This window comes from Streptomyces sp. NPDC042002 (genome assembly GCF_055588305.1).
Map to the genome: position 1 here is coordinate 380,310 of NZ_JBVJCT010000003.1, position 19,424 is coordinate 399,733.

Consider the following 19,424-nt stretch of genomic DNA (forward strand, 5'->3'; position numbering starts at 1 on the left):
TCTGGGAGCGGGAGCCCGAGGGACGTGCTTCCCGCTCTCCCCGCCCTCCCGGGCCTGGTTAGAGTGACAGAGACGTACGGCGCCGGTGACGCCTGCGGTGCGCGGAACTCGCCCCTGACGCCGGCGGGGCGGCTGAACGGCTGGGGCGATGTGAGGTGCCCGGGGGTCGGAGCGATACGAGGGGTGGCTCAGGATGCCAGGACGGTACGAGTTGCCCGGAAGGCCGGGACGGTACGCGGAGTCGCCCGGAAGGCCGGGACGGTGCGCGGCGCCGCCCGAGAGGCCCGTCCGCGGGCTCAACCGCCGCCCAGGGAACGGCCGATGAGCGCGCCTCCCGTGACCCTCGTCCATGCCTGCCTGCGCGGGGGCGCGGGCGGCAGCCCCACCGCCGTGGTGCTGGAGGAGGCGCATCCGAACCTCAGCGACGACGAGCGGCGCCGGGTGCCGGTGGACGCGGGAACCTCGCACGCCGTCTACGTCCGCGTGCACCCCGGCGAGACCCGAGAACCGACGGTGGACCTGCGCTTCTTCACCGCGGAGGGGGAGTTGCCGGCCTGCGGCCACGGAACGGTCGCCGCGCTGGCGTACCTCGCGCACTCCGCTTCGCTGAACGGTGCCCCGGAGCCCTACCGAGCCACCCTCCGAACGCCGAACCGCGTCTTCGACGGCTGGTGCGAACCGCGCGACGCCCACTTCGCCGCCGCCTTCGATCCCGGCCCCGTGGACCTGCGCGAACCGACCGGGCCCGAGCGGACCCTAGCCCTGAAAGCCCTGGGCGTGGCACCGGACGAGTACGGCGCGGACGAACCCGGCGCGGACGAGTCCGGCCAGGACGTACGTGTCGCGGCGATGGGAAGGGAGCGTCTCCTGGTCCCCGTCCCCGTCCCCGACCGCGCGGCGCTCGCCGCACTGACCCCGGACCTCGGCCAACTCCGCACCGCCTGCGACCGCTTCGGCCTGCTGGGCGCGTACGTCTACTCCCCGCCGTCACCCTCAGGATCCCTGGCGGCCCGCATGTTCGCACCGTCGATCGGCGTCCCGGAGGACATCGCCAACGCCAACAGCGGCGCCTGCCTGGCCGCGCACCTGGCCGGACACGGCACCACCGAGCTCACCATCGACATGGGCGACGCACTGGGCAGCCCCGCCACCATCACGGCCACGGCAGCCCCCGGCACCAGGGGACCCCGCATCCAACTGGGCGGAACGGCCAGGGTCGAGCACAAGAGAAACGCCCCCAGGGCCTGACCGCCCGCCCGCTCCGGGACTCAACACCGATCGAGCACGCTTTTCCGCGCGTGACGCGGGTCAGCGATCAGGCGCCCCCGGCCGAACTCCCCTTGGCTGGAAGCCGAACGGGCCTGCTGCACCGCCGTGAACCGAAGACTCGCTGACGACGTCGCCCTCGCCCTCGGCTACCGCACCGACTCCACCGACCCACGGGTCGTGGCCAGTGGAGAAGAAGCCGTGTTCCCCGAAGACGACGAAGTTCTCTGCGCTGCACGAGGGGCAGGGCACCTCGTACTCCTCGTCGTTGAGCCCGTCGAGCTGCTCACCCCAGACCTCGACACCCTGGAAACTCAGCAGCGCAGCCGGCAAGTGGACGTACTCCGTGGGGTTTTCGCCGAGTCAGGGGCCCTGAAGAGCTTCCTCGGTCAACTGCGCCAGGTCCGATATCTCGGAGGCGTACGTCACTTGGGGATCGACATCGCCGTACGGCTGATCCGAGCTGCTCACCATGCGTCCGGCCAGGAACAGAGGCATCCCTCGGTCCTCAGGGGCCCACTGCCGCGCCATCCCGACCAGAACGGGCAAGACCGCGTAACCGGCCGAATAGACGGAGCCCTGATGACACAGCCGGGACCAGATCCCAATCCACCCGGGATCCTGCGCGTCCGAAGTCACGGCGCCGAGCAGGCCAGGGATGTCTTCTGCCGAGCCGTATGCATGGTGGAGCCGAGACCAGTCCGTCATACCGATGATCCAATCAGCTCAGTACGACAACACCCCGCTGTTTCGAACGGCGCCAGCGACCAGCGATCGGTGGTCCACAACCCCCAGGCCCACCTCCCCCTACCCACACCTCGTTCAGTGGCCTTGCGGAAGACAGGTTCCTCCGGCGGCATTCGAACCTGCGTGCACGACTCCGGAGCGCACGCTCACGGGGCACATGATTGCGGCCCTGACCTGAGAGGAAGCCGTGCGGGCTCTCGGCTCGCCGAGAAGTCGGAGGCTCGTGAAGCGCTCTGTAGAGCCGGCGCTGCACGTCACCAACCCCCGCCGTTCGCGTGACCGTGGCCAAGCGAGTCTGGCCACCAAGATGCTTCCCGGAGGCTGGGTGTGGCACTGAGACTTCGAGGTGTGACCATCGACTGGAGCTTCATCGCCACCACGGGCGGTGCCGTAGTAACAACTCTGCTGGGCGTCATCGCCGGCTCTGCCGTCAGTAGCCGGGCGCAACGAGGACAGCGGTCCTGGGAACGGCAGACGGATGCTTGTGCACAGGTATTGCGGGAGTCCGCCGCGATCCTGATAGCCCTGAGCCGGCTGGCTCGGGAAGTGAGGGGTCAGCCGGCGGGCGAGTCGGCAGACGGGGTCTCGACTATCGACTGGCGGCCGTGGAACGACGCCTTGGCCATGGTGAGTCTTGTGGCTGACCACGACATCGCTCACGCCGCCCATGCGATCGACGAGGAGATCTGGCGAGCTCAGCTTGCCCTTGTCCGCGAGGTATCCACGCAGGAGCGCTGGTTCGAGCTTCGAGACCTTGTTGAGGACCGGCGCCGGTCCTTCACCGGAATCGCCCGCCGTCGGCTGGCTGTCCCGGGACCGCTCCCGAGCCGTCTTCACGGCCGCCCAGACCCGCAGGATCCGGTCTGGGCGCTTCCAGCAACCCCGCCACCCGCGCCGGACAACGACTGAATCTGCCTGCACATACGCGAAGACCCCGGCCTCAGCGTTTCCGCTGGTGACGGGGTCTTTGGGCACCTCATAAGGGGTGCCCCCGGCAGGATTCGAACCTGCGCACACGGCTCCGGAGGGCGTGCTGAAGTTAGCTTGCGGAGGGCGCTGACCTGCGCAGATGGGCCGGAGAGGTGTCCCAGCAGACCCCTTCTATCGCATACCGTGCACGTCCGCTGCCACCTGTGAGCGCAGCTCACCGCACACTCTCTGGACCGACTTGAGCTGCGGGGCGGGGACGCTTTGCGTCGGCGGATCTAGGGGATCATGGCCGTCGGCGTAGGGAAGAGCTTCGATCCGGTGGCGGTCTGGCCTCGACTCACACACCGCGGTGTCGCACGCTAGATGTCACTGTTGGCACCCTCCTCGGTAGCCTGCCTATCAGACGCGATCGGCTGGGTTGCCTCACGGGCGGGCCTGAAGGGATAAACAGGATGACTGTGGACGAAGGTACCGAGCTGTCCGTCAAGGGCGAAAGCCTCCAGCAGTTGTACAGCGACTACGTCCAGAACCGATTCCTGATCAACCGTCGCTATCAGCGTAAGCTTGTGTGGGCTGTCGAGGAGAAGCAGAAGCTGATTGATTCGGCATTGAAGAGGCTTCCTATTCCACTCATCCTGCTGGCGGAGAGTCAGCATGAGGGAAGTGCCCGACTCGAAGTTATCGATGGGCTGCAACGGCTGGACGCATTTTTCTCATTCATCGAGAACAAGTTTCCAGTTGACGGTAAATACTTCGATGTTGAAACGCTGGCTGATACTAAGTTCCTCAAAGATAGTGGAATCCTGAAGCAGCAGGCGCCCGTGTGGGACCGCGCAGCGTGCAGGGATTTCACGAACTATCATCTGCCCGTATCTACTTATCGATCGGCGAGTGAATCGTCGGTCGACGAAGTGTTCCGGCGTATCAACTCGTCGGGACGGCATCTCAGTCTTCAAGAGATTCGGCAGGCAGGTTCAACTGCCGAGATCGCGAGCCTCGTACGGCGTCTTAGTGCAGCTATTCGGGGGGATGCATCTCTCACGGATTACGTCAACCTCCAAGACATGCCAAAGATCAGCATCACTAATAGAGACTTGGACTATGGAATCTATGATGCGGAGATTTTTTGGGTAAAGCAGGGGATTCTGTCGCGTGATGCAGTGAGGGAATCACGAGACGAAGAGCTCGTCCTTGACCTACTCCTGGATCTTATCCTGCGTCCGTTGGCGTCAAGTGGGACGGAATACCGTAACGCAGCCTACAGCGAAGAGCGTGTGACGCACTCGACGTCCGCTCTTTCCATCCGGTCGCGTCTCTTGACCATCGGGAAGGATGAGATTGAGCGCAGGTTCATGGCGACGCTTGATCTGATTAAAGAGACTCTAGAGGTGGCGGGGGCTCCTTATTCCACCTGGACTGTTACGCAGCAGAATCCCCGAGGTGTGCCGCGACATTTTCATGCCTTGTTTCTTGCGGTAGAGCAGCTTCTGCATGAGGACGGGCTGGTTCCTAAGAGCAAGCAAGAGCTCTCAAAGGCGCTCAAGGGGTTCTGGGACAAGGACCTAAATGTTCCTGGTGGCGGCAACTGGGGTGGTACCCGAAAAAGCGAGCTGGTCGAAGCGGTTAAGGGCTCACTTAAGCGCGTATTTAAGCCGACCGAGGACGTCGACGCTATCAGGGTGCAAGAACATGCGTTGAGATTTGAATCAACGCTCAAGATGGCTTTGACGGAAGATGCTTTGTTCGAACTGAAGCAGGGGTTCTGCCTGGTCAACGATTCGGCAAAATTCGACGACAAGAGCTTCGAAAAGATTATGAAGATCGCATCCGCGATGGCGAACGTGCGCGCCAAAGCGCGAGGCGTAATTTTCATTGGCGTGGCTGACGATCAGAAGGACGCGGATGCGATTGAGCGTCTGACAGGCGTGACGGCTCGGCGGCTAGACCAATTCTTCGTGACCGGAACTCAACATGAGTTGGATGCTATGAAGAAGTCGGTTGATGAACAATTCCGCTGGCTCGTGGAGAAGATCAAGAATTCGCGACTGGAGCCGCGATTCGCACGTGCGCTTGCTGGAACGCTCTCCCCGTTTCGTTATCGAGACTATCTCCTTTGGAAGCTAGAGCCTGCGGCCCTGTCGGTACCTGTCATGTATGACGATCGATTCTTCACGCGCAACGGTCCATCGACTGAAGAGGTGACCGGAGCTGGCCTGATCGAACTGATCCGCAAATTCCCTACAAGCTAGGCAGACTACTTGACCCGCCAAGCTGAACGGAGGGAAATGGCCGTGCAACAGGCTAGTCCGCGAGGTACCTACTTGCTGGTGTCTCAGTCGCTGCGCCAGCAGATCGAATCAGGTGACATTGCTGAAATCTTGCCGTCTGAGGCTTCCCTAATGAACTCACACGGTATTTCTCGAAATACGGTGCGCCGCGCTCTCAAGGTGCTAGAAGCAGATGGCGTAGTTGAATCTGCTCCCGGTATCGGGTGGCGCGTTATGCAGAGCGGCGACCGACGCTCACTCGCAGAGCGGATGACCGACTTGATCGCAGAGGACTCGCTCTCTGTGGGTGACCTCTACCCCTCCGAATCGAAGCTTTGTGCGAGGTTCGGAGTCTCCCGTACCGCCATACGCCGTGTCCTTGCCCAGATGGAGGGCAACGGCCTGCTCGCCACGGTCCACGGTAAGGGGCGGACCGTGCGCGCTCTCCCGACGCCCGCTGCTCAGCCGTAGTCTTGGCCGTCATGGGACTGACTGAGTGGGCGTACTCGCTCTCCGAATCGCTGCTGTCCGATCCGCTCCCGCGTCGATGGGCGCACTCTCTGGGGGTCGCCAAGCGCGCTCGTTCCTTGGGGCCGGTCGTGGGTGACGATGCCGAGCTGCTGGAAGCTGCCGCGGTGCTCCATGACATCGGGTACTCGCCAGCCATCGCTACGACCGGCTTTCACCCGCTGGACGGCGCGCGGTTCCTCCGTGACCAGGAGAAGGCGGACGAGCGGGTCGTTCGTCTCGTGGCTCACCACTCCTGCGCTCTGTTGGAAGCCGAAGAACGCGGGCTGCGGCAGGAGCTGGAGGGGGAGTTCGAGCTAGAGCGTCCGGACCTGGTCGACGCCTTGCTGTACTGCGACATGACGACCACGCCCGACGGGACGCAGACCACGCCGGCCGAGCGGCTGGACGAGATCGTGCAGCGATACGGCCCGGACACGATCGTCGGGAGGTTCATCCAGCGAGCGGCACCCGAGATCTACTCGGCGGCAGAGCGTGTTGACAGCCGGCTGGCGCAGGTCTCTGCCGACAGTCAGCCGATGTAGGGCTCTCGCCGGGACTGGTCGAGACCGTGCCGGATACGCAGCATCATCGACGGGTGAATGTCCAGCCCGTCAAGGTCCGTTGGGTCAACCCAGCGGACCTCTTTCGACTCGCTACTCGTTCGCAGGGAGCCTCCGACGGGGTGGGCCCGGAAGCAGATAGAGAACTGCTGCCGAACCTCTCCGTCGTCGTAGGCCAGCACGTGTTCAGGGTCGGTGTAGAGGCCGACGATGTCGTCTACCTCAACATCCATGCCGGTCTCCTCGGAGACTTCACGGACCACGGTGTCGGCGATGCGCTCGCCGATGTCATGGCCACCGCCGGGCAGTGCCCACAAGTCGTTGTCGGTCTTGTGAATGAGCAACACCCGCCCTGCTTCGTCCCGGACGATCGCCGTCACCGAGGGGACGACCGAGTTGGCTTTAGGGGCGTTCGGGTCACAGAAGTAGTCGATGCGGCTCATCAGCGGGTGCCTTCCCAATCGGCGGGCGAGGAGATCGGGCGGGCCGACTCCCAGACCTTCTCAACGCTCTCAGCGTAGGCATCGAAGAGTTCACCGCCGGGAACGCGTCGCAAGTGGAGCACCGGAGCCATGTAGGCGCCGACGCCGTAGAGGTGTCCGTTCGCCAGCATCTCGTCGTCGGCCCGGTAGATGGAGTTGTAGAGGGTCGTACCGTGCAACCGGAACTCCACCCCGGGGAGGCCGAAGAGCGGGCCGTAGTTGATGAGGGCGTTCCGGATCTTGCCTGCCATCGCCGCACCGATCCCTTCGTCCTCGCCGCGCACCGCTACGGCCGACGACGTGGGCTCTCCCAGGATGAAGCGGATGGGTACACCGTCGGCTGACTTCTCTTTCACGATGCGGTGGAACGACGCGTCTTCCGTGAGCCAGAACCCGGAGTACACCAACAGGTCAAACTGACGGGTCGCCTTGGAGTAGAGGTTCGTCCAGAGGGTTTGCATCACGACGGACCGGTGTGGATAGAGCTTGACCAACTCCGCGTTGCCGGCGGCCGCGACCTCGGCTGATGTGCGCTCGTCCGGCCACAGGTACGACACCTCGCACCTCAACAGCGATGCTGTTGCGAACTGGAAGCGGCGGTATGGCTTGCGCTCGGGTTCGTTGATCCAGCGTTCGACTGTCTTGGGCGCGACCCCAAGTCGTTCTGCGACCTCGTCGAGGGATAAGCCCAAGTCCACTATCGCGCCGCGTAGTCGCTCGTTCGCCACGTCCAACCTCCGCCATGCCGGGACGACTTGGTACGACTTCACAGTAGCCAAGCGCGACACAGGTCGTACATCCGCGAAGTCGATCGTCGCCGCCTCCGACGCCAGTCTGTAGGTACATCGAGCGCGAGGGGCTCGCAGCACTCCACAGCCGAGGGGCTTGACGCGGCGAACTCCTCTCTGCAAGATGAGGAACAGGTAATACATGTTCCTCTCGTTCGGATCGCTTCAGCGAGCCCAATGAGTGCACGGCAAGGGGCCCGGGACAGAGCGGGCCGAGGGACCCGGACCCCTGGTCAACCGGAGGGCTGAGACCGAAAGGTCACGTCTCCATACGCCTGCGCCGGGAGCTCGTGTTCCCGAAGGAGACATCGCACTTCAGCACTACCTCGCCTCGCCGCCGCACTTCGGTGCGGCGGTTGGTTGCCTCCCCTGCTCGTCTCGTACGAGCGGGGGTGAGGGGAGCCGGAACACCCCTTCGCCGTCTGGAGTCTTCATGACCGCTGCTGTCGAGATCGTGTCGTTCGGCTACCTGCACGACGAGCCGCCCACCGCGCACCTGCTCATCGACCTGCGCCATCACTTCCGCGACCCACATGTGTCGCCGGAGCTTCGGTACCTGACCGCGAACGACGAGCCGGTCCGTACCACAGTACTGGGCACGCCGGGTATTTCAGCGCTCGCGCTGGCGACGGCCGCCGCGGTGGAGGCGTTCGCGTCCGGTCCGTCCGCCGGAACCATCAAGGTCGCTGACGGATGCGCGGGCGGCCGGCACCGAGCCCCGACGTTCGCCCTCGCTCTCGCGGAGCTGCTGCGGGACGCCGGATACGACGTGACCATCCGCCACCGCGACTTGGACAAGCCCGTCGTCCTTCGCTGAAACCCGCTTCCTCAACCGCCCGATCTAGGTGCGGTTCGAGCCCAGGACGGGGCACCATCCCGCCGCCGTAAACGCCGGGGTGTACCTCCCGGGCGGTCGCCTCTCGCCAAGGACCGCGACCTCCCGATGTCCCTTCGATCTCAGGAGTACCGCCATGCGTACGTACATCGGCTGTCAACAGGCCGTCTCGGTAGATGACTTCGTGGAACTCGCGCTCGGCACACCGGTTGAGCTGTGGCTCGGGGTGGACGGAGAGAGCGACGAGGAGCGCGCTGCCCGCGAGGATGCGGCGCGCGACATCCTCGCCGACACCCCGAACCTTCCCGATCACCTGGTCCGCATCGCGGCGCAGGTGATCGAGAAGAACCCGGACCTGTTCGACATCGTCCCGCTGCCCGGCCCCGCCCGTCGTCGCACGGCGGGCAAGGGGGTGGCGGCATGAGCGAGGCCCTGTTAGCCGCCGCTGTCGGTCTGCCGATGGCGGCCGGATGGTCGCTGCATTCCCTGCGGCTGCGCAGGCGGATCGAGACCGCGCGCCGCGACCCGCTGACGGACCTGTGGACGCGAGACGCGTTCGAGAAGCGCGCTGCGAAGGTGCTGGCGGGCGGCCGCAGCGCGATCTACGTCATCGACCTCAACCGGTTCAAGGAGATCAACGACACCCACGGGCACGCGGCCGGTGACGTGGTCATCGCGGCCACCGGCCGGCGCCTGGCCGAGTGGGCGGCCGTCAACCTCGGCACCGTGGGGCGTCTGGGTGGCGACGAGTTCGCCGCAGTCGCCCGCGTGCTGGGTCACACGGATCTGTGCTGGACGCTTACTGAGCTGCACCGGGCCCTCGTGGAGCCGGTCACGGTCGACGGGCACCGGCTCGCTGTGGGCGCCGCAATCGGCGCGGTCGCCTACGACCCGGTCACCGACGGCGCGGACCTGTCCGCGCTGCTGCGGCTGACGGATGAGCAGATGTACGCGGCCAAGCATTCCGGCGCCGACTGGCTCACGGCCCTCGATCTCATCCCGCAGCAACCGACGGTCAACGGCCGCCGCTCCGGTCGCCCCGGAACGCTCGGCAAACCGGAGGCCGCGGCATGACCACCCCGACCCCCGCACCCGAGGCGCCCGCACCCGGGGTGCCGCCGTTGACGCGCCCGGAGCTGGGGCTCGCCGGCGTCGGTGCGCTCGCCGCCGCTGCGGTCGGCGCGCTCGGTCTGATCTCCTCGTTCGACGCGGTGTCCGCTGCCGCGGCGAGCTGGGGCTTTCGCTCACCGTGGATGCTGCCAGTGGGTATCGACGTGTCCATCCCGGTGTTCACCGTCGCCAACCTTCTGTTGATCCGGATGGACATGGCGCTCGCCTGGGTGCGCTTCGTGCCCTGGGCGCTCACGCTCATCACGTGCGGGCTGAACATCGCGGCCGGACACTCCCTGTCCGCGAAGATCGCGCACGGCACGATGCCGCTGCTGTGGGTGGTGTTCTCCGAGATCGGCGCGCACATCTACGCCGTCCGCATCGGCGCCGCCACCGGCCGCCGCATGGAGAAAATCCGCTTCTCGCGCTGGCTGCTCGCCTTCCCCTCCACCTTCGCACTCTGGCGCCGCATGACGCTGTGGGAGGTCACCTCCTACAGCACGGCTCTGGTCCTGGAGAAGGAACGCCAGTTGGCCCGCGCGGACCTGCGCGAGCAGCATGGATGGCGCTGGCGTTCGAAGACTCCACGGCGCGAACGCGTGATGCTGCGCATGGGCGACCTCGCCCCCACCACCGCTCAAGACACCCCCGCACCACCCCCGCCGGTAGCCCCGCCCTTGCCTAACGCGCGTCCGAGGCGCCGTACCACCGGTAAGGCTTTCCGTAAGCCGCAGCGCACCTTCGAGGACCTGCTCATCGAGGCCCGCACGGTGACCGGCCAGTGGACGGACACCGGACTGAACGCGGAAGCCATCCGCGCCGCGGTGCACTGCTCAGCCGCGAATGCTCGCAAGCTGCGGGACGCGCTGAAAGACGAGCGGGCCCAAGCCTCGACGTTGCACGCCGTCCCGTGATGGCCGGGTCGTTCGGCAAGTGCTACGACCCTACCGGCGCTCAGTACGGCATCCCCACCTATCCGTGGCACTACGCCCCCGACGGGCTCGCCACACGTCGCCAACTGCGCGCCCGCGGGCTGCGTCCAGGCGGTCAGCCGATCGCGGCGCAGCTCATGCGCCCGCGCTACCGGCGCGGTCCGCTGGTCGCCTACCTCTACCGCGTCGACCGCGCCAAGCCCGTCCGACCGATGACGGCCGGCAAGCGGGCCGCGCTCGCCAACGCGATGCGGGCGCGCCGTACCTGCCCGGTCTGCGCCACGGACGCCGGTTACGTCATCCCGACCTCACTCGGGGTGTGCGTGCCGTGCGCCTACCCCGAGGAACAGCGCGCCGCCTGAACTTCCCTGCACCACGATCCGGCAGGGTCCGTCCGCCCACCTCCTACAGCGACGGCCGGACCCCGCCTTCCTCCCTTGGAAGGACTTTCAGTGAAGCACCCCGACGACGAGAACGAACTCTTCAATCGACTCGAAGCCGACCTGGCCGCCGACTCCGGGGGAGAGGTAGTCGACCTCGACAAGGCCCGATCCGCCCGGTCGGAGTCGCCCGACTCCGACCCGACCGAGTCGGCCGACGACACGGTGTACGTGACCGACTCGCAGAGCAGCGGAGACCTCGACCCGTTCCGCGCCGCGTCAGGCGACCCGACCGCTCGCACCATGGTCGACCAAGCCGTGAAGGCGACCGGTCCGGGCTACCTCGGTCGACTGCAAGGCGCCCGCCGACGGTCGGTCGTACCGGTCTGGCTCAAGTCCCTCGCGGAGCTGAAGACCGCGAGTGGATGGGTGGCCCGCCACTACGCCCACTCGCTCGGCTATCACGCGCTCCGCTCCCCGGTCTACGCCGCCCGTCTCGCCTTACAGGCGCCGACGGGCGCGGCCCGGTTCGTCGGGGGCACGATGCGGTGGGTGGCCGACCGCGAGGGCGAGCCGGTCCGGCTCGCCGCGGTCCGGCGTGAGGACGCGGCGGAGTACCTGAAGCTGTCGCGGCAGCGCGACGGACGGGTACGGCTGCGGACTCTGGTCGCGGTGCTGGCCATGTTCGTCGGGCTCGGCTCCGCGCTCGCCATCTACGTCCTCGCCCCCGACTGGCTTCAGGCGGTGTCGGTGGGTGCAGTCGTGATGGCGCTCGGGGGCGCCGGCCGCCGTGCCGATGCTCCGGTTGTCCACAGGGCTGTGGAACTTCCGAACGCACCCAAGCTCACCAGTGACATCGTGCTGCGGGCGCTCGGCGCGCTCGGCATCCCCGCCATCAACCAGGCGCAGGCCAAGGGGCGGGATGGGTTCGCGTTCACCGCCCCGATCACCCGTGACGGGCCCGGCTGGCGTGCCGAGGGCGACCTGCCGTACGGCGTGACGGTCACCGACGTGATGGACCGCCGCGAGCGCCTCGCTTCCGGGCTGCGCCGCCCGCTGGGCTGCGTGTGGCCCGAAGCGGTGCCCGATGAGCACACCGGGCGCCTGGTGCTGTGGGTCGGTGATCAGGACATGTCCAAGACCCTGGCGCCCGCGTGGCCGCTGGCCAAGTCTGGGACCGTGGACCTGTTCAAGCCCGCCGCGTTCGCCACCGACCAGCGCGGACGCTGGGTCGAGGTCACCCTCATGTACATCGCCGGGGTGATCGGCGCGATCCCGCGCATGGGCAAGACCTTCCTGCTCCGGCTGCTCCTGCTGCTCGCCGCCCTGGACCCGCGCGCCGAAGTGCACAGCTACGACATGAAAGGCACCGGCGACCTCGACCCGGTCGGCGACCAGGTGTCCTACCGGCACCGGGCCGGCGAGGACGAGGAGGACTTCGAGTACGCCCTCGCGGATATGCGCGAGGTCCGCGGCGAGCTGCGCCGGCGTGCGAAGGTGATCCGCTCCCTGCCGCGGGATATCTGCCCGGAGTCGAAGGTCACCTCCGAGCTGGCGGACAAGCCCACGCTCGGGCTGCACCCGATCGTGATCGGGGTGGACGAGTGCCAGAAGTGGTTCGAACACCCCAAGTACGGGGCGGAGTTCGAGGAGATCTGCACCGACCTGGTCAAGCGCGGACCCGCCACCGGGATCGTGCTGCTGCTCGCCACCCAGCGCCCGGACGCCAAGTCGCTGCCGACCGGGATCTCGGCGAACGCGTCGGCCCGCTGGTGCCTGAAGGTGATGGGCCAGTTGGAGAACGACATGGTGCTCGGCACCTCGTCGTACAAGCGCGGGGTGCGGGCCACGATGTTTGCGTGGGCCGACAAGGGCATCTGCTACTTCGTCGGCGAGGGCTCGGACGCCCGCATCGTGCGCTCCGTGAACGTGAACTCGGTGCTTGCCGAGACCATCGCCCTGCGCGCCCGCGCACTGCGAGAGAAGGCGGGCACGCTCGCCGGACACGCTCTCGGACAGGAACCGCAGGTCAGCGAGTCGGCCGGGTACGACCTGCTCGCCGACATCCTCGCCGTCGTCCCCGCCGAGGAGGCCAAGGTGTGGTCCGAGACCGTCGTCGGCCGGCTCGCCGAACTGCGGCCGGACGTTTACGACGGATGGGACCCCGAAGGGCTCGCCGCGGCGCTGAAGCCGCACGGCGTGGCCACGATCCAGGTGGGGCGCCGGGTGGACGGGAAGGTCGTCAACCGGCGCGGCATCGACCGCTCCCACATCACCACCGCGATTGCGGAGCGTGACGGAAAGCGGGACGCGGGCTGACCCTTCGGGGCCGCTAGCGCTAGCGGCACACCCCGCTAACGTTAGCGGCCCCGCTAGCACCCCAAACCTGCTGTGATCAGGCTGCTAGCGGATAGCGGCCCACCTGCGGAAACCCCTGGAAACCGCCTGGAAGGGCCCGTCATGCCCCCTGCCCTGCTCGCTATCACCCCCCTGCTCGGCGTCACGTTCTGTTACTTCACTCTGTGTGTCGGCTCGCCGTTCGGCAACTGCCGCAAGTGCCGCGGCATGGGCCACGCCCTCAAGACCGACCGCAAAGGACGCCTCAAGCGCGGCAAGGACTGCCGCCGCTGCAAGGCCACCGGCAAGCGCATCCGCGCCGGCCGCTGGCTCTACAACCGCTGGGCCCGCATCTACCGCGCCGACACCGCCGACTGACCCCGGAAAGGCTCCCGATGATCCTGAACATCTCCGCCGTGCTGCTGTTCGGCGCCGCCTCCGCCCTCGCCGTCAAGACCCGCTCCACCGGCGCCGGCTCCGCCCTGGTCCTGTTCCTGTTCGGCTTCTTCGTCGCCGGGACCGGCGCCTACGGACCCATCCATGACGTCGTGCAGGCGTCCGCCGACGCCCTGTCCGCCCTCGGCAACTGAGGAGACCCGCCGTGAACGAACACGCCCCCGCCCTGCGGCCGGACCACCCGGCCGCCCCGGCATGTGACCCGCCATCACTGACCCTGTACGCGCCCGCCCCGGCCGCCGTGGAACTGGCCGCCGAACGCGGCCCGGTGGTGTGGGTGCCCGACGCCTACGGGCGCCTGGTCCCCATGGCCAAGCACCTCGCCCCCGCCCCGATGGTCCGCCCCGAGCCGCGCGACCTGACCCCGCTGCCCCTGCTGGACCCGGTCGCACAGCGCTTCCTCGGAGCCGGACTCGGAGGTGGAGCCCTGTCCGCCGGCGTCGGCTACGGCATCGGCGAAATCATCAACGCCGCCGCCGGACTCGGCACCGGCACCGTCATGTGGATCGCGCTCGCGGTCCTCGCCTGGCGCACCCCGATCCGCTCCATCAGCGGCGGGCGCGGCAACACGGTCAACATCCGCAAGGCCGTCATCAAGCGCAACCACTTCCACGGCTGAACACCCGGAGAGGACAACCGTGTTCGAGATCCGCGTCGTCTGCGCCCCGCAGGACACCGAACGTGTCGTCGCCGCACTCGACAGCACGTTCACGACCGGCACCGTGACCGTCTACCCCACCCGCGACAGCAAGCGGAACCGCCTCTACATCAGGGCCGACCTGCCTGCCGCGGACGCGCCGACAGACACGGCGCACTGGCCCACGCCGGAAACCGCGTACGACACCGCCCCCAGCATGGTCCGCGAGATCGGATGGACCGCACGCACGGCCCGCGAAGTGGTGTCCGGCGCCTTCCCGGCCCGCGAGTTCTGGCTCCGCAAGGCCGCCCTGCTCGACCGCATCGCCCTGCACGACAACAACGGCGACGACATCCCCACCGCCGCCGCGGACCTCGCCGTACAAGCCGCCCGCGAACTCATGGACCTGGACGACGAACCGGTGCTCTGCGACCCGCGCGCCTACGTCCGCCAGCAGTACGCCCTCTGGGCCAAGAGCCAGTAGTTCGCCCTGGACGTCGCCTAGATATGGCTGGGGCGGTCGCCTCTCGCCAAAGACCGCGACCGCCCCGGTTCTCCGTCCCTTCGACAGAAACAGGAGACCTTCAGCATGACACCTGACCGCAAGACCCCGCGGCCACGCGCCGTGAACCACCTGGACGATGACCACCTGCGTACCGCGCTGGAGTTGGCAGCGGTCGGCGTGCCGGTGCTGCCACTGCGGGATGGGAAGGGCCCGTTCGGGAACTGCCGCGCATGCGCCAAGAACGCTTGCGGCGGCCGGCCGAACATGAAGAGCGCGGGCCCCTGCCAGTGCCCCGGCGTCTGCCACGCGTGGGCCGCCGCCACAACCGACCTCGACGTCATCAACTCCCGTCTGTGGGCAGCAGCATGGCGTCAAGCTGTCTGCGTCGGCTACCACCCCGGCGGGGCGGGGCTGACTGTGGTCGATCTCGACAACGCTGCGGCCGTCGCATGGGCGCGCGAGACGCTGCCGGTCACGCGCACGGTGGTGACGACGCGCGGCGAGCACTGGCTGTACCAGGGCGTCATGCCGTCGCACAACGCGGTGCGGGCGGGCGTGGACATCAAGTCGCTCATGTCCTACGCCCGTTGGCTCGGACCTGGCACCGGCACCATGGCCGCTCTGCCGCCTGCCGTCCTCGCCTTGGTCGTGAAGGAAGAGACCACCCAGGCCCGCAGGGAGGTGGTCTCTTCCCTCCCCGAGCGCGCCACGTGGGATCGGACGGTTGCGACCGGGTGCCGCCACACCGAGCGGTACATCCTCACCGGCCTCGAACGCGGCCTCGCCCTCGTGCGAGCCCGCGCCGAATCCGGGGCCGCCTCACAGGCGTTCGGTGTCGCCCGGTTCCTGGGAGCTCAGCACGCGCAGTGCCCCGGACCGTGCGGGCTGGACGCTCTCGGCTGGCAGATCGCCGCCGCGGCCGTCTCCGTCGGCGTGCCCGAGGACTACGCCCGCCGCGCGGTCGCCAACGGTCTCCAGACGGCCGAGAGGAGCACGGCGTGACCACTAAGCTCCGAACTCACCCCGAAAGGCAGCAGAACGCCATACAGCGCCCATCACGGGCGGTCGTAGGCGACCGAAAGAGCGTCGCCGAAGGCGTCCGCACTGCCGTTGGTCCTGACCCGCAGAGGGGCGACGGCCGTCGCCCGCTGTTGAGCCCCCTCAAAGGGAGGGCAGCCTCATGACCACACAGCCTGTGGACAGCCCCGACCTGTGGGCCGGACTGTCCACCCTGGAAGAGCCGTCCGCGCCCGTGTGGGAGGACCCTGTTCCCCTCGCCGGACCGCGCAAGCTCACCGCCTTCCCCGTGGGTTCGCTGCCGGGCTGGCTGCGGGAGTTCGTGGCCGCGGTCGCCGAGGAGACACAGACCCCTGTGGACCTCGCCGGATGCGTCGCTCTGTCCGTGCTCGCCACGGCGGCCGGCGGCCGGTCGGTGGTGCAGGTGCGCGGGCACTGGCGCGAGCCCACCAACCTCTACGTCGTCGTCTCGCTGCCGCCCGCCAACCGCAAGTCCGCCGTGTTCGGCCTGCTCACGGACCCGCTGTACGAGGCAGAACAGCAGCTCCGCACACTGACCCAACCGGCCATCGTGGAAGCCGAGATGACCGCGCGCCTCGCCAAGGAGGCGGCCGACAAGGCCACCGCCAAGGCGGCATCCGCGAGCACGGACGAGCGGGATCAACTGGTGGCCACCGCGATCGCCCTGGCGCAGACTGCGGACAGCGTGACCGTGCCGGCCAAACCGCAATTGCTCGCCGACGACACCACGGCCGAGACGGTCACCTCGCGGATGGCGGAGCAGGGCGGCCGGATCGCCGTCATGTCCGCCGAGGGCGACATCTTCGACATCATCGCCGGACGCTACTCTGGCAAGCCCAACATGGGCGTCTTCCTCAAAGGCCATGCCGGCGACCGCCTCAAGGTCGACCGGCAGACCCGCGAGGAGTACATCGAACACCCCGCCCTCACCATGGGTTTGTGCGTCCAGCCGCAGGTCTTGGACGACATCGGACGGCAAGACGGGTTCAAGGGCCGCGGGCTGCTCGGCAGGTTCCTCTACTCGGTTCCCGAGTCGCTGGTCGGCCGCCGCAAGATTGAGCCCGACCCCATCCCCGAGCAGGTGATGGAGACCTACCGCCGCCACGTCCTGGACCTGACGCTGTTCCTTGCCGAGTGGACCGATCCTGCCCTCATCCAGCTCACTCCCGAGGCAGTCGCCACCCTCACCGCCTTTCAGGCGCGGGTGGAACCGATGCTGGAAGCCCGCGGCGGCATCATGGGGCAGATCGGCGACTGGGGCGGCAAGCTGGTCGGTGCCACCGCCCGCATGGCCGCCCTGCTCCACCTCGCCGAACACCTGACCAAGGGGCACACGGTGCCCGTGGCGGAGGCGACCGTGCGCGCCGCGATCGCGCTGGCCGAGTACTTCATCAGCCACAGCCTCGCCGCGTTCGACTCGATGGGCGCCGACCGCATCGCCGAACGGGCCCGCACCGTGCTGGAAGCGCTGCGCACCCACGGGTGGCGCGAGGTCAGTAAGCGGGACCTTATGGTCAAGCTCTCCCGCTCCGAGTTCCGCACCGCCAACGACCTCGATCCCGTGTTGGCCCTGCTGGAAGACCACGGTTACGTGCGCGCCCAAGCCGTCCATCGCACCGGAGGACGCGGCCGGCCACCCTCCCCCCGCTACCTGGTCCACCCCCGCCTGACCGACCCGACCGTCTGACCCCCGCCACAGAAACCACAGAATCACAGAAATACCCCGGCAAGCCCCTGACCGGCTCAGACGGCCTTGTCGGGGCTCGCGGTGCGCTGCCACAGAAACGAACCGAGAAGCCACAGAAATAGCCGGGTGCCAGCCGCACTGGTCCGGCCGCCTATTTCTGTGGAGCTGTCCGCGATTTCTGTGGCAACCCGCACCGTGCGGCATCTCCGCAGGTCAGACCAGCAATCCAGGGTTTCTGTGTATTTCGTGGTTTCTGTGTCGGCTCTCCGCTGGTTCCCACCTTCCCTTGCCCTCTCGCCCAAGGAGGAGTCGTGGCCAAGCCCCGCGACGAGATGCTCACCATCCCCGAAGTGATCGAAGAGATAGGCGTACCGCGAGCGACGTTCTACCGCTGGCGGCAGTACAAGAAGGGCCCGAAGTCCATCAAGCTCCCGAACGGCGCAGTGCGCATCCGCCGGTCCGAACTGAGCCGGTGGCTCCAGACGTTGGAGGAGAGCGCGTGACGAAGGGCACCGACGGTGGGGCCGAGCAGAACAACCGCTCGGCTCCGGAGGGGTTTTCGCTCGATGTCCGCCTGTGGAAGGTGTCCAAGGCGCAGAGCAAGACCCGTCCCTACCAACTCCGTTGGAAAGTCGGAGGGAAGGTAAGTAGTACAACCTTTGCCACGGTGGCGCTCGCAGAGAGCCGCAGATCTGAACTCTGGCAGGCAATGCGCCGTGGCGAGGCATTCCGCATCACGGACGGTCTGCCTGAATCCGAGGTACGGGCCGAGGCCAGTGCGAAGCAAGCCCGTGAGGAACTGCCCTGGTTCGCGTTCTGTCGCGAGTACATGGCGATGCGCTGGCCGACCGCCGCGGCCAAGACCCGTGAGGGAATCGCCGACGGGCTCGCCGCGGTGACGCTGGCGCTGGTGGAGCAGAAACAGAAAATGCCGTCACCGGAAGAGCTGCGTCTCGCGTTCCGGTGGGCGGTCATTCCCAAGCACGCTGAACTTGACCCGCCGGAGGAACTTCAAGACGCCTACGTGTGGATCTCCAGGAAGTCGCTTCTCGTCTCCTCGCTGGAAGACCCGAAGATTCTCCGCGATGTTCAGTATCGAATCTCCTTCAAGTTGGACGGCACCCCTGCGGCGGGGGAGACCGCCCGCCGTCGTCGGCGCGCGCTCAACACGGCAGTTGAATACGCCATCGAGCGCAAGCTCCTGACGGAGAACCCACTCACCGCCATGAAGAAGGTGAAGAGTTCCTCATCGGACCGTGTGGATCCTCGTGTCCTCGTGAACAAGACACAGGCCGCTCAACTCCTGGCCTCGGTCTCGTACGTCGGGACATGGGACCGCAAGAAGGGCCGGCGCCTGGTGGGCTTCTACGCGGTCATGTACTTCGCGGGGCTCCGTCCGAGCGAGGCTGTGGGCCTCAAGAAGACTGATTGCTTCCTCCCAGAGAACGGGTGGGGCGTTCTTACGCTCCGCGATACACACCCCGTGTCGGGCAAGCAATGGACAGACAGCGGAGAGCGCCACGACAAGCGCGGCCTGAAGTCTAGGGAGGCCAAGGAAGACCGGCCCGTCCCGATCCCCCCGCCTCTCGTGACCATGCTCCGCGCCCACCTGAAGGAGTTCGGCACGGCCAAGGACGGGCGGGTCTTCACGAACGAGCGGGGCGATCTCGTAGGTAGCAGCACCTATTGGCGCGTGTGGCGGGACGCGCGGGAGTACGCCCTTCCGCCGGACCTTCAAGCGTCCCTCCTCGGTGGTCGGCCGTACGACCTGCGGCACACCTGCATCACGACGTGGCTAAATGCCGGTGTACCCGTGGCCGAGGTCGCGAGGAGGGTCGGCAATTCGTCTGAGGTGATCCACCGCGTCTACGAAGGCTGCATCTACGGCCAAGAGGAGGCCATGAACGAGAAGATCCAAAAGGAACTCGACTGGTCCGAGTGATGCTGCGGTGGCCAA

Annotated in this window: 23 protein-coding genes; 19 read left to right on the forward strand and 4 right to left on the reverse strand. The window is 67.2% G+C overall.

Translation table 11 applies throughout. The annotated features are described in order from the left end of the window. The first annotated feature begins 321 nt into the window (after window positions 1–321). The gene (locus ACZ6KY_RS07015; protein WP_469309274.1) at window positions 322–1,248 is read left to right on the forward strand and encodes a PhzF family phenazine biosynthesis protein; all 927 of its coding nucleotides are present in this window, start codon (window positions 322–324) and stop codon (window positions 1,246–1,248) included. Between the two features lie 60 nt (window positions 1,249–1,308). Here the strand turns inward: ACZ6KY_RS07015 and ACZ6KY_RS07020 are convergent, their stop codons facing one another. Together ACZ6KY_RS07020 and ACZ6KY_RS07025 are read right to left on the reverse strand one after the other, a co-directional pair. After that, window positions 1,309–1,599: a hypothetical protein gene (locus ACZ6KY_RS07020; protein WP_469309275.1), complete on the reverse strand. Its 291-nt coding sequence runs from the start codon at window positions 1,597–1,599 to the stop codon at window positions 1,309–1,311. Between the two features lie 30 nt (window positions 1,600–1,629). Then, the gene (locus ACZ6KY_RS07025; protein WP_469309276.1) at window positions 1,630–1,764 is read right to left on the reverse strand and encodes a hypothetical protein; all 135 of its coding nucleotides are present in this window, start codon (window positions 1,762–1,764) and stop codon (window positions 1,630–1,632) included. Window positions 1,765–2,361: 597 nt separating this feature from the next. On the opposite strand from ACZ6KY_RS07025, the gene ACZ6KY_RS07030 reads away from it, so the two are divergent. The 4 genes from ACZ6KY_RS07030 (at window position 2,362) to ACZ6KY_RS07045 (ending at window position 6,262) form a co-directional block, all read left to right on the forward strand. Continuing rightward, on the forward strand, window positions 2,362–2,922 hold the full coding sequence (locus ACZ6KY_RS07030) for a hypothetical protein (protein WP_469309277.1): 561 nt from the start codon (window positions 2,362–2,364) through the stop codon (window positions 2,920–2,922). 473 nt (window positions 2,923–3,395) lie between these two features. Beyond that, complete coding sequence (locus ACZ6KY_RS07035; protein ID WP_469309278.1) at window positions 3,396–5,192, forward strand: GmrSD restriction endonuclease domain-containing protein; 1,797 nt, start codon at window positions 3,396–3,398, stop codon at window positions 5,190–5,192. A gap of 42 nt (window positions 5,193–5,234) precedes the next feature. After that, window positions 5,235–5,681 carry a winged helix-turn-helix domain-containing protein gene (locus tag ACZ6KY_RS07040; protein WP_469309401.1) on the forward strand — a complete coding sequence of 149 codons (447 nt, stop codon included), beginning with the start codon at window positions 5,235–5,237 and terminating at the stop codon, window positions 5,679–5,681. 11 nt (window positions 5,682–5,692) lie between these two features. After that, complete coding sequence (locus ACZ6KY_RS07045) at window positions 5,693–6,262, forward strand: HD domain-containing protein (RefSeq protein ID WP_469309279.1); 570 nt, start codon at window positions 5,693–5,695, stop codon at window positions 6,260–6,262. On the opposite strand, the gene ACZ6KY_RS07050 is transcribed toward ACZ6KY_RS07045, so the two are convergent. Both ACZ6KY_RS07050 and ACZ6KY_RS07055 read right to left on the reverse strand, forming a co-directional pair. Beyond that, window positions 6,250–6,723 (reverse strand): NUDIX domain-containing protein, encoded by a 474-nt coding sequence (locus tag ACZ6KY_RS07050; RefSeq protein ID WP_469309280.1) that lies wholly within the window; start codon window positions 6,721–6,723, stop codon window positions 6,250–6,252. The genes ACZ6KY_RS07045 and ACZ6KY_RS07050 overlap by 13 nt on opposite strands. Further along, entirely contained in the window at window positions 6,723–7,490 is a 768-nt protein-coding gene (locus ACZ6KY_RS07055; protein WP_469309281.1) for a helix-turn-helix domain-containing protein, read from the reverse strand. Before ACZ6KY_RS07055 ends, ACZ6KY_RS07050 begins: the two co-directional genes overlap by 1 nt. 493 nt (window positions 7,491–7,983) lie before the next feature. On the opposite strand from ACZ6KY_RS07055, the gene ACZ6KY_RS07060 reads away from it, so the two are divergent. From ACZ6KY_RS07060 to ACZ6KY_RS07125, 14 genes are all read left to right on the forward strand, one after another. Continuing rightward, window positions 7,984–8,367, forward strand: coding sequence for a RapZ C-terminal domain-containing protein (locus ACZ6KY_RS07060; RefSeq protein WP_469309282.1), 384 nt, complete (start codon window positions 7,984–7,986; stop codon window positions 8,365–8,367). A gap of 154 nt (window positions 8,368–8,521) precedes the next feature. Next, on the forward strand, window positions 8,522–8,809 hold the full coding sequence (locus ACZ6KY_RS07065) for a hypothetical protein (protein ID WP_469309283.1): 288 nt from the start codon (window positions 8,522–8,524) through the stop codon (window positions 8,807–8,809). Then, window positions 8,806–9,459, forward strand: coding sequence for a GGDEF domain-containing protein (locus tag ACZ6KY_RS07070; RefSeq protein ID WP_469309284.1), 654 nt, complete (start codon window positions 8,806–8,808; stop codon window positions 9,457–9,459). The genes ACZ6KY_RS07065 and ACZ6KY_RS07070 overlap by 4 nt, the downstream gene beginning before the upstream one ends. Beyond that, window positions 9,456–10,409 carry a DUF2637 domain-containing protein gene (locus ACZ6KY_RS07075; RefSeq protein WP_469309285.1) on the forward strand — a complete coding sequence of 318 codons (954 nt, stop codon included), beginning with the start codon at window positions 9,456–9,458 and terminating at the stop codon, window positions 10,407–10,409. Before ACZ6KY_RS07070 ends, ACZ6KY_RS07075 begins: the two co-directional genes overlap by 4 nt. Further along, window positions 10,409–10,789: an RRQRL motif-containing zinc-binding protein gene (locus tag ACZ6KY_RS07080; protein ID WP_469309286.1), complete on the forward strand. Its 381-nt coding sequence runs from the start codon at window positions 10,409–10,411 to the stop codon at window positions 10,787–10,789. Before ACZ6KY_RS07075 ends, ACZ6KY_RS07080 begins: the two co-directional genes overlap by 1 nt. A gap of 90 nt (window positions 10,790–10,879) precedes the next feature. Next, window positions 10,880–13,126 (forward strand): cell division protein FtsK, encoded by a 2,247-nt coding sequence (locus tag ACZ6KY_RS07085; RefSeq protein ID WP_469309287.1) that lies wholly within the window; start codon window positions 10,880–10,882, stop codon window positions 13,124–13,126. A gap of 141 nt (window positions 13,127–13,267) precedes the next feature. Then, a complete protein-coding gene (locus ACZ6KY_RS07090) occupies window positions 13,268–13,522 on the forward strand; it encodes a hypothetical protein (RefSeq protein ID WP_469309288.1) in 255 nt (84 codons plus the stop codon). Between the two features lie 17 nt (window positions 13,523–13,539). Further along, entirely contained in the window at window positions 13,540–13,734 is a 195-nt protein-coding gene (locus ACZ6KY_RS07095) for a hypothetical protein (protein WP_469309289.1), read from the forward strand. Between the two features lie 11 nt (window positions 13,735–13,745). After that, window positions 13,746–14,219, forward strand: a complete 474-nt coding sequence (locus ACZ6KY_RS07100) for a hypothetical protein (RefSeq protein ID WP_469309290.1) — start codon at window positions 13,746–13,748, stop codon at window positions 14,217–14,219. A gap of 19 nt (window positions 14,220–14,238) precedes the next feature. Continuing rightward, window positions 14,239–14,721 (forward strand): hypothetical protein, encoded by a 483-nt coding sequence (locus tag ACZ6KY_RS07105; RefSeq protein ID WP_469309291.1) that lies wholly within the window; start codon window positions 14,239–14,241, stop codon window positions 14,719–14,721. A 105-nt stretch (window positions 14,722–14,826) separates the two neighbouring features. Beyond that, window positions 14,827–15,744 (forward strand): bifunctional DNA primase/polymerase, encoded by a 918-nt coding sequence (locus ACZ6KY_RS07110; protein ID WP_469309292.1) that lies wholly within the window; start codon window positions 14,827–14,829, stop codon window positions 15,742–15,744. 178 nt (window positions 15,745–15,922) lie between these two features. Then, complete coding sequence (locus tag ACZ6KY_RS07115; RefSeq protein WP_469309293.1) at window positions 15,923–17,467, forward strand: YfjI family protein; 1,545 nt, start codon at window positions 15,923–15,925, stop codon at window positions 17,465–17,467. 311 nt (window positions 17,468–17,778) lie between these two features. Beyond that, entirely contained in the window at window positions 17,779–17,970 is a 192-nt protein-coding gene (locus tag ACZ6KY_RS07120; protein WP_101400676.1) for a helix-turn-helix transcriptional regulator, read from the forward strand. After that, window positions 17,967–19,409, forward strand: a complete 1,443-nt coding sequence (locus ACZ6KY_RS07125; protein WP_469309294.1) for a tyrosine-type recombinase/integrase — start codon at window positions 17,967–17,969, stop codon at window positions 19,407–19,409. Before ACZ6KY_RS07120 ends, ACZ6KY_RS07125 begins: the two co-directional genes overlap by 4 nt. Window positions 19,410–19,424 lie beyond the last annotated feature (15 nt).

Excerpts from the sequence above, each read along its gene's own strand:
- ACZ6KY_RS07015 (WP_469309274.1), top strand. The coding sequence starts at position 322 with ATGAGCGCGCCTCCCGTGACCCTCGTCCATGCCTGCCTGCGCGGGGGC.
- ACZ6KY_RS07025 (WP_469309276.1), bottom strand. The coding sequence starts at position 1,764 with ATGCCTCTGTTCCTGGCCGGACGCATGGTGAGCAGCTCGGATCAGCCG.
- ACZ6KY_RS07035 (WP_469309278.1), top strand. The coding sequence starts at position 3,396 with ATGACTGTGGACGAAGGTACCGAGCTGTCCGTCAAGGGCGAAAGCCTC.
- ACZ6KY_RS07045 (WP_469309279.1), top strand. The coding sequence starts at position 5,693 with ATGGGACTGACTGAGTGGGCGTACTCGCTCTCCGAATCGCTGCTGTCC.
- ACZ6KY_RS07050 (WP_469309280.1), bottom strand. The coding sequence starts at position 6,723 with ATGAGCCGCATCGACTACTTCTGTGACCCGAACGCCCCTAAAGCCAAC.
- ACZ6KY_RS07060 (WP_469309282.1), top strand. The coding sequence starts at position 7,984 with ATGACCGCTGCTGTCGAGATCGTGTCGTTCGGCTACCTGCACGACGAG.
- ACZ6KY_RS07065 (WP_469309283.1), top strand. The coding sequence starts at position 8,522 with ATGCGTACGTACATCGGCTGTCAACAGGCCGTCTCGGTAGATGACTTC.
- ACZ6KY_RS07070 (WP_469309284.1), top strand. The coding sequence starts at position 8,806 with ATGAGCGAGGCCCTGTTAGCCGCCGCTGTCGGTCTGCCGATGGCGGCC.
- ACZ6KY_RS07075 (WP_469309285.1), top strand. The coding sequence starts at position 9,456 with ATGACCACCCCGACCCCCGCACCCGAGGCGCCCGCACCCGGGGTGCCG.
- ACZ6KY_RS07080 (WP_469309286.1), top strand. The coding sequence starts at position 10,409 with ATGGCCGGGTCGTTCGGCAAGTGCTACGACCCTACCGGCGCTCAGTAC.
- ACZ6KY_RS07090 (WP_469309288.1), top strand. The coding sequence starts at position 13,268 with ATGCCCCCTGCCCTGCTCGCTATCACCCCCCTGCTCGGCGTCACGTTC.
- ACZ6KY_RS07095 (WP_469309289.1), top strand. The coding sequence starts at position 13,540 with ATGATCCTGAACATCTCCGCCGTGCTGCTGTTCGGCGCCGCCTCCGCC.
- ACZ6KY_RS07110 (WP_469309292.1), top strand. The coding sequence starts at position 14,827 with ATGACACCTGACCGCAAGACCCCGCGGCCACGCGCCGTGAACCACCTG.
- ACZ6KY_RS07115 (WP_469309293.1), top strand. The coding sequence starts at position 15,923 with ATGACCACACAGCCTGTGGACAGCCCCGACCTGTGGGCCGGACTGTCC.